Genomic DNA, 14,694 nt, shown 5'->3' with positions numbered 1-14,694 from the left:
GCTACTCCGTAATTGTAATGGCCGATATCTGCCGGCCATAATCTGGTTCGTTGCGGTGCGTGGTGCGGCGATAGGAAAAGAACTGGTCTTCATCAGCATAGGTACACAGTTCAAGTGCTGAAGCATTTACACCTGCTTGCTCAAGCTGTGTGATTATGAATGCCCAAAGATCAAACATCTTATGGTTTTCATTGGTTGATTCGCGGAAAAATTTACTGAATGACGAATTCGTTGAGACGAATTGCTCGTAGAATTCCCGGCCCACTTCGTAATTGTCGGGACCAATGGTAGGTCCCAGAACAGCTTGGATACGATCACGTTTGGCACCAAGCCCGATCATGGCCTCGACCGTGTTGCCCAGCACGCCACCAATGGCGCCACGCCAACCGGCATGAGCCGCGCCGATGACCCCAGCGTCCGGGTCGGCGAAAAGAATTGGACCGCAGTCGGCCGACAATGCGCCTATCACTATACCGGGCGTGGCCGTTACCATAGCGTCGGCTTTGGGCCGGTCTCCAGTGAGGGGAGACGTCACGGTTATGACGTCCGGCGAATGCACCTGATGCACCGTCACAAGTTGAGAAAGTGGCACGCCTAACGTTTCTGCAACCCGCCGTCGGTTTTCCGTGACATTGACTTGATTGTCATTGGAGCCGCTACCGACGTTAAGGCCGCGATAAATACCATCAGAGACACCACCTTTTCTGGTGAAAAATCCATGATCGATTCGGTTTTGCCCGGGTGAGCCCAGCAGGGAAGAACGCAGTGGTGCTGGTTTTTCGTACGTGTTCATCGTGGAGTGGTTTCTCCCAAAGGCTGCGGATGGTGATTTAGCTCTCGGACGAAGTCAATCTTCCGTTTCATTTTGTCTGAAAAGGAAATGTATGGGTGGCAGGATCTGTTATACACAGAACCTTGAATAAGGTTCCCATCTCGGTGGGTCCGGCTAGACGTTCAACATCAATATGCAGTTGCTCCTGAACGTCGGGAGATTTGCCTTGCCCTAAAGCACCGGCGCGGTCCAACAACCCCATGGCAATGAGAAAATCGCCTTGTGTCATTGCGCTGGATTTGCACCCTTCAGCACGGGCAGATTGCGCGAGACTATGAAAGTCGACGTGGGTCGTTATGTCCGCTGCGCCCGGCGTGCTAAGGGCATTGATCGGCCTGTGCTGGCTCAATGCCTGCAAAGTGTCGCCATAACCTTGTTCCAGGTGGCCATAATCAACAAGCAATGCTGCTCCGCGTTCGCGGCAAATATGGTTGGCGATCTGATGCATGAGCGCGTTGCGAGCGGGAGCGATTTCGAAAATACTGCCATCTGCCGCAGTATCGCTGCTGCCGGGCAACAGGGCCTTTTCAAGAGAACCAGAGCCTGCAGCAAAAAACAGATTGCCCTCACTGTCGGCAGAAACCATTCTTTCGACAAAGCGACCATTTGATTTCACATATTGCCTTGATGGGATTGCGTCGAAAAGTTCATTGGCAACAAGGATCAGCGGGTTCGCCGGAATTTCGGCGATAGTTTTACGCCATTCGATGTCTGCTGTGTGCTGCGCCAGCGCTTCTTGCTGAATTTTGGTCAACCGCTCGCTAAGTTCAACCATTATTACCTTGGCCGCCTTCATAAAGGCGGGCGAAATTTTTCCGGCGGTGCGTAAAAGATCGTTCATTAAGGTCCCGCGGCCGGGCCCCACTTCACAAAGGCTGAAATGTTGCGGAGACCCTAGTGCTTGCCAGGCTCCAACGCACCAGACACCAATGAGTTCGCCGAACATTTGGCTAACTTCCGGGGCGGTGATAAAATCGCCACTTCTGCCGAAGGGTTCTTGTGTTGTGTAGTAGCCATTATCCCGATCGAACAGGCACAAAGCCATATAATCTGCCACGCTGATCGGACCCGTTGTCTCGATCTGCCGGATAATGCGCTGCTTTAAACTCATCGTTGCGTTTTTACCTCAGGGTTGCGCGCGGACAAGATAAACGCCAGACCAATAATGACCATTGGGATTGAAAGCACCATGCCCATCGTCAACCAGCCGCCAAAAAGATAGCCGAGTTGAGCATCCGGCTCGCGGAAAAACTCGACAAAAATACGAGACAATCCATAGAGCGCCACAAATGTGCCCGAGATAAAACGGGGGCTTTTTAGTTTGCGGCCATAGAAGATCAGTACTGCAAGCACCGCAAACAGCACGATACCTTCAAGTGCGGCTTCATAAAGCTGGCTTGGATGACGTACTACAGGTCCTCCCGTCGGAAAAACCATTCCCCACGGCACATCTGTCTCTCGGCCCCACAACTCACTATTGATAAAGTTTGCTACGCGAACGAGGCCAAGGCCGACCGGTACACCGGCGGCAACAGTATCAAGCATGCTGGATATATTGATTTTGCGCGAGCGGGCAAAAAGTACCATTGCGAGTGTCGTGCCCAGCATGCCGCCATGAAATGACATTCCGCCTTCCCAAACCTTGAATATGTCCAAAGGATTGGCGATGTATTTGGCAAAATCGTAGAAGAGAATGTAGCCAATACGGCCACCCAGAACTACACCCAGTGCGGCCCACAAGACGAAATCGTCGAGATCTATGGGCTTCATTGGCGGGGTATTGTTTGCCCAAAGTCGTGGCTTGCTGATGAGTTTCTTGGCGTACCACCAAGCAAAAAGAATACCGACCACATAGCCAAGTCCATACCAGTGTACCGCTATGGGACCTATGGAAAAGATAACCGGATCGATCTCGGGGAAAGCTATCGCAGCAAATGTCGGTACAAGTAGCTCGCTCACAAGGACACTCCGTCTCGGTTTTCTCGATTTTGCGGGACCATGCGCGAGGGCGTGATAGGCGTCAAGCCGCATCTGCGGTAACATTTGTCCGGGCTGGCTTAGCGCTAACTTGCTTGCAATCATTATAAGTGGTCATTATTTGAATGGTGAAACCAGAAAGGTATCTGCAATGACCAATGGATCAAATCGCGTTCTCGATGAACTGGCAAAGCTCGTTACAGATGCTGCCGGTGCTGCCCAAGGCGTGCGCCGCGAAGTTGAAACCGCATTTCGAGGTCAGGCGGAGCGTCTGCTCAATACAATGGACGTTGTCCAGCGTGAAGATTTTGAAGCTGTGCGTGAAATGGCAATAAGGGCCCGGGCGGAGAATACAGCCCTCCAAGCACGTATCGAGGCCTTGGAGGCGCTGGTTGGCAAAAAAGACGAATCGGCGAAGCCTACCTCATCGCGTGCCAAAAAGGCTTAGTGCCTATTTGAAATTATCTAGGCAATGTCGTCTTCGGCCAGGCTTTCTTCACCGTCGGCGATTGCCTCTTCTTCCGTATCATAAGGGCCGACCTTCGGTCCTTCTACGCCGTCTTTAGTGACGACATAATACCAGTTGCCATCATCGTTTTTTTGTACGGCTTTGACTGTTGGTTCAGTTGCATCGGACATGCTCGTTCTCCTGTTTGACCGTTCCAGACTCCCGCGAGAGCCGCGTTGGAAATAACAAGCTAAGACGTTTTGATATCGACTATATGACGAAGTTTTTTAGGCCCTAATCCATTGGGGTCCGCTGATAGTCCCGCTTTGGTCGTTTTTCTCTCCCGCGGACCACTATCCCCAAAATAAATCTTAAGTATTTATCAACAGGTGGAAATCGCCGAAAACTGTTTCCTTAGAGTCAGTTAAAGCGACCAAGTGAATCTTTTTCCTAACTTCTGTCCACACCCATTCTCGTCAATTGGTCAAAAGGGGACTGGCGCTGTGACTCAGCATCAATACACTGAAATTACTGCATGATTCGTTTCAGTGTTCATGCAGCGGTCCGTAAGTTCATGGCCGCAACCCGGTTGGTGTGTTCTGCCTGCCGGTGAGTTTAAAAAATGTTACCGCATTCAGCGTGGGTCTATGTTGACGTGCAGAAAACATTTGGTGTGCTTGGTTTGGGTGCGCTGTATCTCCCGCAGCGTTATACGAGATTCGATTTAGCAGGTAATGGCGATGAGCCTTCTGGAACTAGAGATTGCGCGTGACTTACATCCCGTAGATGTGATCGAGCACGTTGCCCATGCAAACGAATGGGCATTTGAGCGCACCGGTGAAGATGAGATTGCGATTACGGTCGAAGGTAGCTGGACCGATTACCAGATATCCTTTTCGTGGATGGAAGACTTTGAAGCCCTGCATCTGGCCTGTGCTTTCGATATCGCCATCAGCGAGCCTCGCATCAATGAAGTGATGCGGCTTCTCTCATTGGTCAATGAGCAATTGCTGATGGGACATTTTGATCTCTGGAGGCAGGAGGGTGCGGTCATGTATCGCCAGTCCCTGCTTCTTTCCGGCGGTGCCGAGCCTACCAGTAAACAGGTTGAAGTTTTGCTTTCGAGTGCGCTCGATGCATGCGAAACCTATTTCCAGGCTTTCCAGTTTGTCGTCTGGTCCGGCTCAACAGCGCGGGAATCGCTCGACAGCATTTTGTTCGAAACCGTTGGATCAGCCTGATTTTCCTGAAATGGGCTAGGCGGTGGAGTTGAGAAATCATGACCATCAGTTTTGATGATTTCGAGAAAGTCGATATTCGCGTCGGGACTATTATAGAGGCGGAAATATTCCCCGAAGCGCGTAAGCCCGCATTCAAATTACGGATCGATTTTGGTTCAGAGATAGGTATCAAAAAATCCTCCGCCCAAATTACCAAGCGACACGCATTGGAAGAGCTAAGGGGAAAGCAGGTCATGGCCGTGGTCAATTTCCCGCCACGCCAGATCGGTCCCTTCATGTCAGAGGTATTGACGCTTGGTTTTCCCGATGAAGCCGGTGACGTTGTTCTAGCTACCGTGAGCCATACGGTTCCGAATGGCGGCAAATTGTTTTAAGCAACGTGTTCTCGTCAGGCTGGAACTTTGACTATCGCACGTAAGCCGTTCTTAGGGCTGTCTTCAAGCGTAATATCGCCGCCATGACTACGAGCGATATCCAAGGCGATTGCAAGTCCCAGGCCAGTGCCGCCTGCGTCCTGGTTGCGGGCCTGGTCAAGCCTGAAGAATGGTTTGAAGACCTCATCACGCATTTCTTTCGGGATACCTGGCCCATCGTCATCGATGGTCAGTATCAGCCAGCCATCGCGATGATCGGCTGCGACAAAAACATTCTGCGCATAGCGGAAGGAATTTGAAACAAGATTGGTGATCAATCGCGAAAACGCGTTGGGGCGGACATGAATTTCCGGTTGTCCGCGAATGGTAGAGGTGAATCCCCGTTTGAGCAGTATCGCTTCTTCCTTGAGTTTGGCGAATAGGCGCTCAAGATTGAAGACGCCGGTCTCTTCGTCAGCCTCGCCCCGTGCGAATGAAAGGTAGCCTTCTAGCATTGACTGCATGTCGTCTATGTCTTGTTCCATCGCTTCGGTATCGACCCTGTTGCTCACCAGCGCCAGTTGAAGCTTAAAGCGGGTCAAAATGGTTCGCAGGTCATGACTGACGCCGCTGAGCATTGTTGTACGCTGCTCAATTTGCCTTTCGATACGTTCACGCATGACAATAAAGGCCGCACCAGCGCGCCTCACTTCTTCGGCGCCGCGGGGCTTGAAGTTTGGTGGCGGTGCTCGTCCTTTGCCGAAACTGTCTGCGGCAGTGGCCAATTGCTGGATTGGTTTAATCTGATTGCGCAGAAACAGGATCGCAATAGCCAGCAATACAAGGGCTGAACCAGCCATCCATACCAGGAAGATCAACGTGTTGGATGCATAAGCCTGACTACGTCGTGCAAAGACGCGCAAAACCTTGTCCTCGAGTTGTATTCGAATTTCCACCAAATCCGAATCCCCGATCGTATCGATCCAGAACGGTCGATTAATCTGCTTGGTGATTTCTTCACTCAGAATATTGTCGAGAATGGAATAGAACGGTTTGGGACCGGGCGCGGGGAGCGGGTCGGGTGGCAATATGGATATGTTAAGAGCTAAACGTTCGCGCGAAATGCGGATCAGGTTCTCGTAGCCAGGATCTTGGGGAAACGTGTCCATCAGATCAATGATGCCGGAAATATCCCGCACCACGGCAGTCGAAAGACGCTGAGTGACTGTCTGCCAATGGCGTTCCATAAACACGAATGCAATAAGCGATTGTAACAGCACCATTGGCGCAATGATGATAATCAACGAACGGGCATAGAGCCTTTTGGGCATCCAGCGGGCCAGCCAACGCGTCAGCTTTCGCCAAGGACCAAGCAATGTGCTTCGTTTGCGCCGCCAATGGCGTTTCTTCACGGCCAATGCGCGATCTGCGGCGTCCGGGGGGCTCATTACATCGATATCCGCTTGCGCTTCCTGCTTTGCGTGTTCGTTATTCAACACTCAACTTATAGCCAACGCCTCGTACTGTCTGCAACCAAACCGGATTTGCAGGATCGTTCTCGATCTTGCGACGCAGGCGATTTATCTGAACGTCGATTGTCCGCTCACCTACGTCTCCTTCCTGTCCGGTCAGTTCGTGACGTGGAACAGTTTCACCCGCGCGGGCAGCGAAAATCGCCATGATGTCCTGTTCGCGATCGGTGAGACGAATCAAATCCCCTGACCGTTTCAGCTCGCGTTTTGCGATGACGAATGTGTAGGGTCCAAATACGATCTGCTCGATCTTCGCCTGTGTAGCGGGAGCGCCACGCCGCAGAATATTGTTGATGCGGAGTATCAGTTCACGCGGATCGAATGGTTTGGGCAGATAATCGTCTGCGCCTGCTTCGAGACCGGTAATGCGGCTGTCTGTTTCCGAGAGCGCGGTAAGCATGAGAATCGGAACGTTTTTTTCCTGACGCAGAGCTTGAGTCAAAGCGATACCGCTTTCGCCCGGCATCATAACATCGAGGATGAGCAGATCATAATCTATGCCGGCAAGCTTTCGTCTTGCCTCGTCGGCATTGGCCGCTACCGTAATGCGAAAGCCGCTGCCTGTCAGATATTGGGACAGTAGATTTCGAATTCTGGTATCGTCATCAACGATCAGCAAATGTGGGGCATCGTCCGACAGCGCGAGATCGCTGCTAACGGGTGTTTTTTCTGTATCCTGTACCATGCATCCCCTCTTCACCAAGTGGAACCTATATCTATCCTGACTTCGGCAGGCTGTCGATCTGTTGCCACTGTGCGGGATTTACCATGGCTTTGAGAAAATGCTCAATCACCGCCCGGTCGCTTGGATCGAGCTGTTCCAATGCATTGGCAATGCGGCGTGATTGCGGTGCTGCCAATTCAAGTGCAAGCTCACGCCCCTGATGCGTGGGGTAGAGTTCGCGCTGCCGCCGATCGCGCGGCCCTTGTATCTGCACAATGTGGCCGGTGTCGATCAATTGCTTGAGAACGCGTGCCAAGCTTTGCTTGGTGATCTTTAAAACTTCCAGCAATTCTGCAACGGTCATGCCGGGCTTTCGATTGACGAAATAGAGAACACGGTGGTGCGCCCGCCCGAAAGTAAGCTTCTCCAGTATCATATCCGGGTCGGCGGTAAAGTCGCGATAGGCAAAGAAGAACAGCTCGATAATATCGAGTTCCTTGGCGTGCTGCTCGGTCAGGGCTGTCTCAATGTGCCTATCTGGTGTATAAGATTTCATGCAAGGTCCCCGGTCTTGGAAAAGATTATGTCAGCGTTGTTGACTTAATTTTAGACTGCTGATAATTTTTGGCAAGCTGTTGGCTGCATTTTGAATGAATCGAAAAGCCAATACGTGTTTCTGGAAACTTTCCGTAATGAAACGCCTATTGGTGCTGAAGGGCAATGGTACACCAATTGGGAAGCGGGACCAGTTGGCGGAAGGCAAATCCCCGTAAAACATCAGGATAAGGCCTGGAGGAAAACATGGCATCCGTTCCATTCGATCAGCTTGAAGGTTACATCTGGATGAATGGCGAATTTGTTCGCTGGGCAGATGCAAAGGTCCATGTACTTACACATGGCCTCCATTATGCAAGCTCTGTGTTTGAAGGTGAGCGTGCCTATGGTGGCGAAATTTTCAAGCTGAACGAACATACGGAACGGTTGCACGAATCCGCGCGAATTCTTGGCTTTACGATTCCCTATTCTGTTGACGAGCTTAACGATGCCTGCCGGAAGCTTTTGGCGAAGCAGGGTTTTCAAGATGCTTATGTGCGTCCGATTGCATGGCGCGGAAGCGAGTCCATGGGCGTTTCGGCGCAAGCGAACAAGATCAATGTTGCGATCGCGATCTGGCAATGGCCGAGCTACTTTGATCCAGCGCAAAAGCTGAAAGGTATCAGGCTCGATATGGCTGAATACCGCCGTCCAGATCCCAAGACCGCGCCTTCTAAATCAAAGGCTGCCGGTCTTTACATGATCTGCACGATCTCAAAGCATGCGGCTGAAGCCAAAGGCTATGCAGATGCATTGATGCTGGATTGGCGCGGGCAGGTGGCTGAGGCGACGGGGGCCAATGTGTTCTTCGTGAAGAACGGCGTAATTCATACGCCAAAACCTGACTGTTTCCTGGACGGGATTACGCGGCGTACGGTTATCGATCTTGCCAAGCGCAGAGGTTATGAAGTTATCGAGCGGGTAATCATGCCCGAAGAGATGGCAGACTTTGAGCAATGTTTCCTGACAGGAACTGCTGCTGAAGTTACGCCCGTATCTGAGATTGGTTCATACAAATTCACGGTAGGCGAAATCGCCATTAACTTGATGAATGACTACGCTGCAGAAGTAACGCCCAAGAAAGTCGCAGCAGAATAACCGCAATTTTCGGTCAACATTACAAGCCTGATACAAATCGATTGTGGTATCAGGCTGTTTGACATTGCTTAAAACTTAGTCATCATGATGTATGTCAGGCATGAGTCTGACGTTGAAACGTTGACGGGGTGTCCATTATGGAAGCGCTTCTTCCTATCGTTATCCAGCTTATCTCTGGTGGTGTCGGCGGCAATATTGTCGGCGGTCTTCTTAAAAATCTCAGCCTTGGTACAACCGGTAATACTGTCGCAGGCGGTGTTGGCGGATTGATTGGCGGTTATCTAACCCAATATCTGGGTGCAGGTGGCGCAGCAGTCGTTGCGGATGCGGTTGCATCTTCCGGGCTCGATATTGGTGCTATTGTCGGCCAAATTGCAGGCGGTGGTATTGGCGGTATCATCTTGACCGCAATTGTGGGAGCCATAAAGAACTCAATGGCCAAGACCTGATCATTGCTAGATGAAGATTTGTTGGGGCGGTCGCTTAGACCGCCCTTTTCATTTGGTATGCTGTTACATTAGGTTCTTTGCGGTTTGATCAGTGAATGACATAGGATTTAGATATTATGGGACAATTGCAGGCCGGTATTATTCCCGTCACGGCCTTTCAACAAAACTGCACCATTCTTTTCGACAGCGATGACAAGCGGGGTGTGCTTATTGACCCGGGTGGGGACAATGATCAGGTGCTTCACGCCATTCAGTCAAATGGGATCATAATCGAGGCAATCTGGCTGACCCATGGTCATATTGATCATGCCGCTGGTGCCATGGATATGAAAGAAGCACTGGCTGTTGATATTGTTGGACCGCATGAGGCCGACCGTTTTTTATTGGAAAGCTTGGAAGAAAAGGCGCTTCAATACGGAATCTCGGGGAATGTGCGCAATTGCACACCGGATCGCTGGCTAAGCGACGGGGACACAGTGTCGTTTGGTGATCATTTGTTTGAAGTCCTGCATTGTCCGGGACATGCTCCTGGTCACGTTGTATATTACAATAAGAAAGCCAAGTTCGCTCACGTTGGAGATGTGCTTTTTAACGGTTCCGTTGGACGGACTGATCTGCCTGGCGGCGATCACGCTGTGTTAATCAATTCAATCACGACAAAACTTCTGCCGCTGGGGGATGATATCGGGTTTATCTGCGGTCACGGTCCGGGTGGAAGATTTGGGGAAGAGCGTCGTACCAACCCGTTTTTGAACGAATAAATGAAAACCGCCGGAATGACCGGCGGTTTTAGTTCAAAATTTAGTTTGCGTTACAGAAATAGTCACGTCCGTCATAGCCGCGGAATGTTCCTGTTTCCGGATTGAAAGACCGATAACGATCCGTGCAATAGCGATACCAAGCGCGAGTCCAAGGCTGAGCCGATCCATAATAGCGCGGTGCTTCGACCTGGCGGTACACTCGAACCGGAGCCCTGTATGTGGGACGGTCGTCATAGTCACGATAAATCACTTCCGGTTCGCGCGGTTGCGCAAGTGCACCACCAATCAGCGCGCCGGCTGCCAGCCCAATAGCACCGGCGGCTAGAGCGTCGCCGCCGCGGTGATGATGACGATAACCACGATCATAATGACGCCAGCGATGATCAGCTGACGCTGTCGACAGTGGTGCGATGACGGTCGCAGCTACAGCAGTTGCAAGAATGGCAATTTTCATACCCTTATTCATCTGTGCCTCCTTGAAGCATCTTGGCGATTTTCTACGCCGCTTGATTATTTTGGGTCGCGATCACTTAGACCGCCAACCGTAATGTTGTTTTAACCATCTCAGAATGAATGCAGGCTGAACGGCGACCAAGGCAGTTTGTTCCTTGCTGATCCAGTCAAACATTGTTCCGGAGGGGGGAACAGGACACATGATTTCAGCAATTCCAAGGCGCGATAAAGATACTTGAAACCAATCTGACGAGTTGGTTTCAAATTCTTGGTCAAGAAGATTGAAATCCCCGTGCGAAAAGGGGATTTCAACAAATGTCATTCAAGCATAGATCGCTCAGGCCCGCCCCGTTTGGCGGGCTAAAATGGCAGTGCGGTTACAGAATTTACTCTGTAATCGAGATATTCACTGCTTTTGGGCCCTTACCACGGCGATCTGGCTCTGTATCGAACGAAACTTTCTGATTGTCTGCAAGATCTGTAAGCCCGGATGCCTGTACTGCAGAGATGTGAACGAAAATATCCGCTGCTCCGTCATCCGGCTTGATAAAGCCAAAACCTTTTTCGCTGTTGAAGAATTTGACCGTACCGGTCTGTGCCATGCTCAGTTCCTTTTTCTAAATTACCGCGTTCCCCTCCGGGTTTGCGGGATTGGTAGTGCCGTCTTCTGTACTTACTTCCGACGGAGGTCATGCAGGCAATTCTCGAATTCAGGAAAGGAGCCGATCATTGCCGGGATTGCTCCCGACCCGGTATTCTTGCGGTTCCGGCGCGCCGTTCTTCCAGTCTTCCAGTGTTCATAGATGCCCGAACGCTTTGAGACTGCTAGAATAAGTCTTTTTTGGCAAGCAAAAGTTTTTCTACCACTTGAGTGAATAGGTAGAAATGCGTTGCCGCTATGAGCAAGGCATGTAGAAATTACGTCGTTATATGTATGTTGCAAACCTATGCCTGTTACGTGGCGAGCTAGAGCAAGTTTTGCTTATAGAGAGTATCTCGCGGTGCTCCGCATTTTCGGCTAACGGCTAGCCAATAAAATTGCTTCGGCGTCAACGATTACGCGTAACGATGCAGGCGCCACCAGCACTTTGCAGTTGTGCGCAGATTTGGTTGGCTTCCCCGCGGCTATCGGCACCGATGCGGACCGCGTAAATTCCGCGCCTGCCCATAGCTGAACGTTTCCGGCTGATGATCGGTTCATGCTTGTCGAGAATGGTGGGGAAGTTTCGCTTTAATCGCTGCATCTGACGTATGGCCGCAGATTGCCTGAAATTTCCGGCGATCTGGATACCCCAAGGCTTTGGCTTGATCTGCGCCATCGAGACTGTCGCAAACCGTACGATTGGCAGCTGTCTGCAAGCGGCGTCAAAATTGAGTTTGCTGTTGAGCGGGAGCTGCTTGATTTCGGCACCGGTTGAAAAATCGTCGGCTGAAATTCCGGTTATATCGAGCACATATTCTTCGGTTTCCAGGGGGAGGAAGCCTCCATTGGATATCCAACGGGAAACTCTTGTGGGGCCTGCATTATAGGCAGCGGCAGCCAAACCCCAGTTTCCAAATGCTTTTCGGAGATCTTTCAATAGTTTAGCTGAAGCAGGAAGCGCCTGCAAAAAATCATAAGGGTCGGCGAGGCCGCGCTCTTTTGCGGTTCCGGGCATGAACTGTGCGATCCCTTGCGCTCCGACTGGGCTTGTTGCGGACACGTCAAACCGGCTCTCTTTCCAGATCAGTCTGGCAAAAAAGTCCCGAGGAACACCATGACCATCCGCATTCGTCGCTATGGCTGCGCAAATCTGGGTAACGCTGGGTGGTAACGGTGCAGCCGGAATTGAAACAGACGGATTGTCCGCAGCAAATGCATCAAAGGCGGCTAAAACACCGCCTGCCACAAGTACGGCAATCGATCTGTAACGGGTCACAATGGCCTTTCAACCTGGAGAACGATATTGAGCATTAAGCACGCTTATATTTCTGATAAAAGGTACTGGTTTACGATTCCGTTGCTACCGGATGGCCAGTGTAGCCATCCAGATTGAAGAGAAATATTATGCCGCTCTCCGTTACAACGATTGGTTTTGATGCAGACGATACGCTCTGGGAGAATGAGCAGTTTTTTCGTTCGTCAGAAAAGCATTTTGCAAATCTCTTGGCGCCCTATGCTGATATCGCCGATCTACCCCAGAGGCTGCTTGAGGTCGAGAAACGCAATCTGGAGTCCTATGGATTTGGGATCAAGGGCTTTACACTTTCATTGGTCGAAACAGCCGTAGAGGTAACTGAGGGAAAGGTGCCCGCAACAATTATCGCCGAAATCCTTGATGCTGGGCGTGAAATGCTGCGTCATCCGGTTCAAACTTTACCCCATGTGGCGGAAACACTTGAGCAACTGACTGGGCGCTACAAGCTGGTGTTGGTCACGAAAGGGGATCTATTCGATCAGGAGCGCAAGCTGGCTCAATCCGGACTGGGAGATTTCTTTGATGCAATTGAAATCGTCAGTAACAAGGACACTGGTACATATGAGCGTGTGTTCAGCCGGCATGGCAACGGTGCCGAGCGGGGTTTGATGATCGGCAATTCACTAAAATCCGACATCGTTCCCGCGATTGAAGCTGGAGCGTGGGGCATATTCGTGCCCCACGAACTTACTTGGGTGCTGGAGCATGTTGAAGCCCCGATCGAGAATCCGCGATTTCGCCAGATAGAACATCTAGGCCAGCTCACTACTCTCCTTGAGGAGATAGGCTGATTATTCAGCCGCGTATTGTTCTTGGGTCTGTTCGTCCGGTCCGTTGGGATCGCCCGCTGCTGTCTCGCAGCCTAAATCCGGGAACGCCACCACGCGGTTACCCGTAAAATCAGTACGTACAACGACCAAGCCCTGTTCCTCAAAATAGGTAAGCAGCCGTCGCGCACGGCGGGCCGAGTGCGTACCGTAGGCTCGCGCTATCGTTGCATCAGAAGGGCATGGACTCGTCGTAACGGCCGCTTGAGCCACAATAAAGAAAACACCTTGAACATCGTCTGGCAGGCTCTTTGAAAGTTCCAGTGCCTGCTGCCAGGGCTCGCTTTGAGCGGTCTCTCCATCAATTCCAGCGCGTGCGACAGCCAATTTGCGCCGAAATGCGGGGAGTGAGAGCTGATCTCCCGGAACGCGGCGAATGCGGCAGCGGACAAGAAAATCTTGGTACAATACGGCGTCGGTGCGGAAGGACGCGTCGGGATCATTGAGCATTTCATGCATGACCGCCTCGATAAGACTGTTGCGTTCGGCCTCGTCGATTTCAGGAAACAAGGTTGGCGTGGGCGACTCTGCCTGCGCCATAGCCTTGGCCTGGGTCAGCTGGTTGAGGATATCCGCTGTGGGGGTGGGGGCAGGCGGCGTGTGCGTCTTGCGCACCACAGCGCGACGCTCCTCCGGAGCTGGTATGAATATAAGATCACGGGCATCGTCACCCGGTTGGGGAAGAGGGGTAAGCTTGGGGCTGGAAGAGCGCGCTGATGTCTCGACGGCTCCAATGGTAACCGGAAGCGGTCGGCGTGATAAAGCAGGCCCTAGCGCCACGAAATGACCCCGAGCCAGATCACGAAACTGCTCTGCCTGGCGACGTTCCATACCCAACAAATCTGCTGCCCGCGCCATATCAATATCGAGAAATGTGCGCCCCATTAGAAAATTGGATGCTTCTGCAGCTACGTTCTTTGCAAGCTTCGCCAGTCGCTGGGTTGCGATTACTCCGGCTAGGCCGCGTTTGCGTCCACGGCACATGAGATTGGTCATCGCGCCCAACGAAAGTTTACGAGCTTCGTCCGAAACTTCACCAGCTATGGCTGGTGCAAATAGCTGGGCCTCGTCCACGACGACCAGCATTGGATACCAATAGTCTCGCTCTGCATCGAATAGCCCGCCAAGAAAGGCTGCGGCGCATCTCATTTGCTGTTCTACATCCAGACCCTCAAGATCCAGAACCACCGATACGCGGTGCTGCCGGATGCGGGCGGCAATCCGTGTCAGCTCGTTCTCCGTACGAGCTCCATCAACAACGACATGACCATATTTGTCCGCCAGCGTGACAAAATCGCCTTCTGGGTCAATGACGCATTGCTGAACCCATTGCGCGCTCTGTTCAAGAAGGCGGCGCAGGAGATGAGACTTTCCAGAACCCGAATTGCCCTGAACAAGCAAGCGTGTTGCCAAAAGCTCTTCAAGGTCGAGCATGGCCTTTGCGCCTGCTGGCGCTGCTCCCATGTCGATATCGACCTTCATTGCTTCTCCAGTCTTGATATGATTC

The 14,694-nt window shown here is 51.7% G+C and carries 19 protein-coding genes; 7 read left to right on the top strand and 12 right to left on the bottom strand.

Annotation, left to right across the window (positions count from 1 at the left end; genetic code table 11):
• Position 1: 1 nt before the first annotated feature.
• The 3 genes from pgeF to lgt all read right to left on the bottom strand — a co-directional run bounded on the left by pgeF (position 2) and on the right by lgt (position 2,791).
• Complete coding sequence (gene pgeF / locus AC6CHM_RS07110; RefSeq protein ID WP_307279552.1) at positions 2 to 793, bottom strand: peptidoglycan editing factor PgeF; 792 nt, start codon at positions 791 to 793, stop codon at positions 2 to 4.
• Between the two features lie 67 nt (positions 794 to 860).
• Complete coding sequence (locus tag AC6CHM_RS07105; RefSeq protein ID WP_336439709.1) at positions 861 to 1,943, bottom strand: class I SAM-dependent methyltransferase; 1,083 nt, start codon at positions 1,941 to 1,943, stop codon at positions 861 to 863.
• Positions 1,940 to 2,791 (bottom strand): prolipoprotein diacylglyceryl transferase, encoded by an 852-nt coding sequence (gene lgt / locus AC6CHM_RS07100; RefSeq protein WP_307279546.1) that lies wholly within the window; start codon positions 2,789 to 2,791, stop codon positions 1,940 to 1,942. Before lgt ends, AC6CHM_RS07105 begins: the two co-directional genes overlap by 4 nt.
• Positions 2,792 to 2,960: 169 nt before the next feature.
• On the opposite strand from lgt, the gene AC6CHM_RS07095 reads away from it, so the two are divergent.
• Positions 2,961 to 3,257, top strand: coding sequence for an accessory factor UbiK family protein (locus AC6CHM_RS07095; RefSeq protein ID WP_115053225.1), 297 nt, complete (start codon positions 2,961 to 2,963; stop codon positions 3,255 to 3,257).
• 17 nt (positions 3,258 to 3,274) lie between these two features.
• On the opposite strand, the gene AC6CHM_RS07090 is transcribed toward AC6CHM_RS07095, so the two are convergent.
• Positions 3,275 to 3,448: a hypothetical protein gene (locus tag AC6CHM_RS07090; RefSeq protein ID WP_307279543.1), complete on the bottom strand. Its 174-nt coding sequence runs from the start codon at positions 3,446 to 3,448 to the stop codon at positions 3,275 to 3,277.
• 549 nt (positions 3,449 to 3,997) lie between these two features.
• Between AC6CHM_RS07090 and AC6CHM_RS07085 the strand changes: the two genes are divergently transcribed.
• Positions 3,998 to 4,498 carry a type III secretion system chaperone family protein gene (locus AC6CHM_RS07085; protein WP_115052418.1) on the top strand — a complete coding sequence of 167 codons (501 nt, stop codon included), beginning with the start codon at positions 3,998 to 4,000 and terminating at the stop codon, positions 4,496 to 4,498.
• Between the two features lie 38 nt (positions 4,499 to 4,536).
• The gene (locus AC6CHM_RS07080) at positions 4,537 to 4,872 is read left to right on the top strand and encodes a tRNA-binding protein (protein ID WP_498172500.1); all 336 of its coding nucleotides are present in this window, start codon (positions 4,537 to 4,539) and stop codon (positions 4,870 to 4,872) included.
• A gap of 14 nt (positions 4,873 to 4,886) precedes the next feature.
• Here AC6CHM_RS07080 and AC6CHM_RS07075 read toward each other — a convergent pair whose 3' ends face one another.
• The 3 genes from AC6CHM_RS07075 to AC6CHM_RS07065 form a co-directional block, all read right to left on the bottom strand.
• Positions 4,887 to 6,182: a sensor histidine kinase gene (locus AC6CHM_RS07075; protein ID WP_435530168.1), complete on the bottom strand. Its 1,296-nt coding sequence runs from the start codon at positions 6,180 to 6,182 to the stop codon at positions 4,887 to 4,889.
• Between the two features lie 157 nt (positions 6,183 to 6,339).
• Positions 6,340 to 7,068 (bottom strand): response regulator, encoded by a 729-nt coding sequence (locus AC6CHM_RS07070; protein WP_307279537.1) that lies wholly within the window; start codon positions 7,066 to 7,068, stop codon positions 6,340 to 6,342.
• Between the two features lie 31 nt (positions 7,069 to 7,099).
• Positions 7,100 to 7,603, bottom strand: coding sequence for a MarR family winged helix-turn-helix transcriptional regulator (locus AC6CHM_RS07065; RefSeq protein WP_307279534.1), 504 nt, complete (start codon positions 7,601 to 7,603; stop codon positions 7,100 to 7,102).
• 245 nt (positions 7,604 to 7,848) lie between these two features.
• On the opposite strand from AC6CHM_RS07065, the gene AC6CHM_RS07060 reads away from it, so the two are divergent.
• The 3 genes from AC6CHM_RS07060 to AC6CHM_RS07050 all read left to right on the top strand — a co-directional run bounded on the left by AC6CHM_RS07060 (position 7,849) and on the right by AC6CHM_RS07050 (position 9,949).
• On the top strand, positions 7,849 to 8,739 hold the full coding sequence (locus AC6CHM_RS07060; RefSeq protein ID WP_336439711.1) for a branched-chain amino acid aminotransferase: 891 nt from the start codon (positions 7,849 to 7,851) through the stop codon (positions 8,737 to 8,739).
• Between the two features lie 137 nt (positions 8,740 to 8,876).
• Positions 8,877 to 9,188, top strand: coding sequence for a hypothetical protein (locus AC6CHM_RS07055; protein WP_115052423.1), 312 nt, complete (start codon positions 8,877 to 8,879; stop codon positions 9,186 to 9,188).
• Between the two features lie 116 nt (positions 9,189 to 9,304).
• Positions 9,305 to 9,949 (top strand): MBL fold metallo-hydrolase, encoded by a 645-nt coding sequence (locus tag AC6CHM_RS07050; protein WP_307279528.1) that lies wholly within the window; start codon positions 9,305 to 9,307, stop codon positions 9,947 to 9,949.
• 40 nt (positions 9,950 to 9,989) lie between these two features.
• On the opposite strand, the gene AC6CHM_RS07045 is transcribed toward AC6CHM_RS07050, so the two are convergent.
• From AC6CHM_RS07045 to AC6CHM_RS07030, 4 genes are all read right to left on the bottom strand, one after another.
• Positions 9,990 to 10,415: a BA14K family protein gene (locus AC6CHM_RS07045; RefSeq protein WP_498172498.1), complete on the bottom strand. Its 426-nt coding sequence runs from the start codon at positions 10,413 to 10,415 to the stop codon at positions 9,990 to 9,992.
• 60 nt (positions 10,416 to 10,475) lie between these two features.
• Positions 10,476 to 10,724, bottom strand: a complete 249-nt coding sequence (locus AC6CHM_RS07040) for a hypothetical protein (RefSeq protein ID WP_337354466.1) — start codon at positions 10,722 to 10,724, stop codon at positions 10,476 to 10,478.
• 64 nt (positions 10,725 to 10,788) lie between these two features.
• Positions 10,789 to 11,004, bottom strand: coding sequence for a cold-shock protein (locus tag AC6CHM_RS07035; RefSeq protein ID WP_008124224.1), 216 nt, complete (start codon positions 11,002 to 11,004; stop codon positions 10,789 to 10,791).
• A 447-nt stretch (positions 11,005 to 11,451) separates the two neighbouring features.
• On the bottom strand, positions 11,452 to 12,321 hold the full coding sequence (locus AC6CHM_RS07030; protein WP_336439712.1) for a transglycosylase SLT domain-containing protein: 870 nt from the start codon (positions 12,319 to 12,321) through the stop codon (positions 11,452 to 11,454).
• A 128-nt stretch (positions 12,322 to 12,449) separates the two neighbouring features.
• Between AC6CHM_RS07030 and AC6CHM_RS07025 the strand changes: the two genes are divergently transcribed.
• On the top strand, positions 12,450 to 13,151 hold the full coding sequence (locus AC6CHM_RS07025) for an HAD family hydrolase (protein ID WP_115052427.1): 702 nt from the start codon (positions 12,450 to 12,452) through the stop codon (positions 13,149 to 13,151).
• Here AC6CHM_RS07025 and AC6CHM_RS07020 read toward each other — a convergent pair whose 3' ends face one another.
• Positions 13,152 to 14,669: a helicase HerA domain-containing protein gene (locus tag AC6CHM_RS07020; RefSeq protein WP_498172495.1), complete on the bottom strand. Its 1,518-nt coding sequence runs from the start codon at positions 14,667 to 14,669 to the stop codon at positions 13,152 to 13,154.
• Positions 14,670 to 14,694 lie beyond the last annotated feature (25 nt).

It is taken from the genome of Phyllobacterium sp. GQ127, from assembly GCF_059758635.1.
This window is presented reverse-complemented; position numbering and strand designations above follow the sequence as displayed.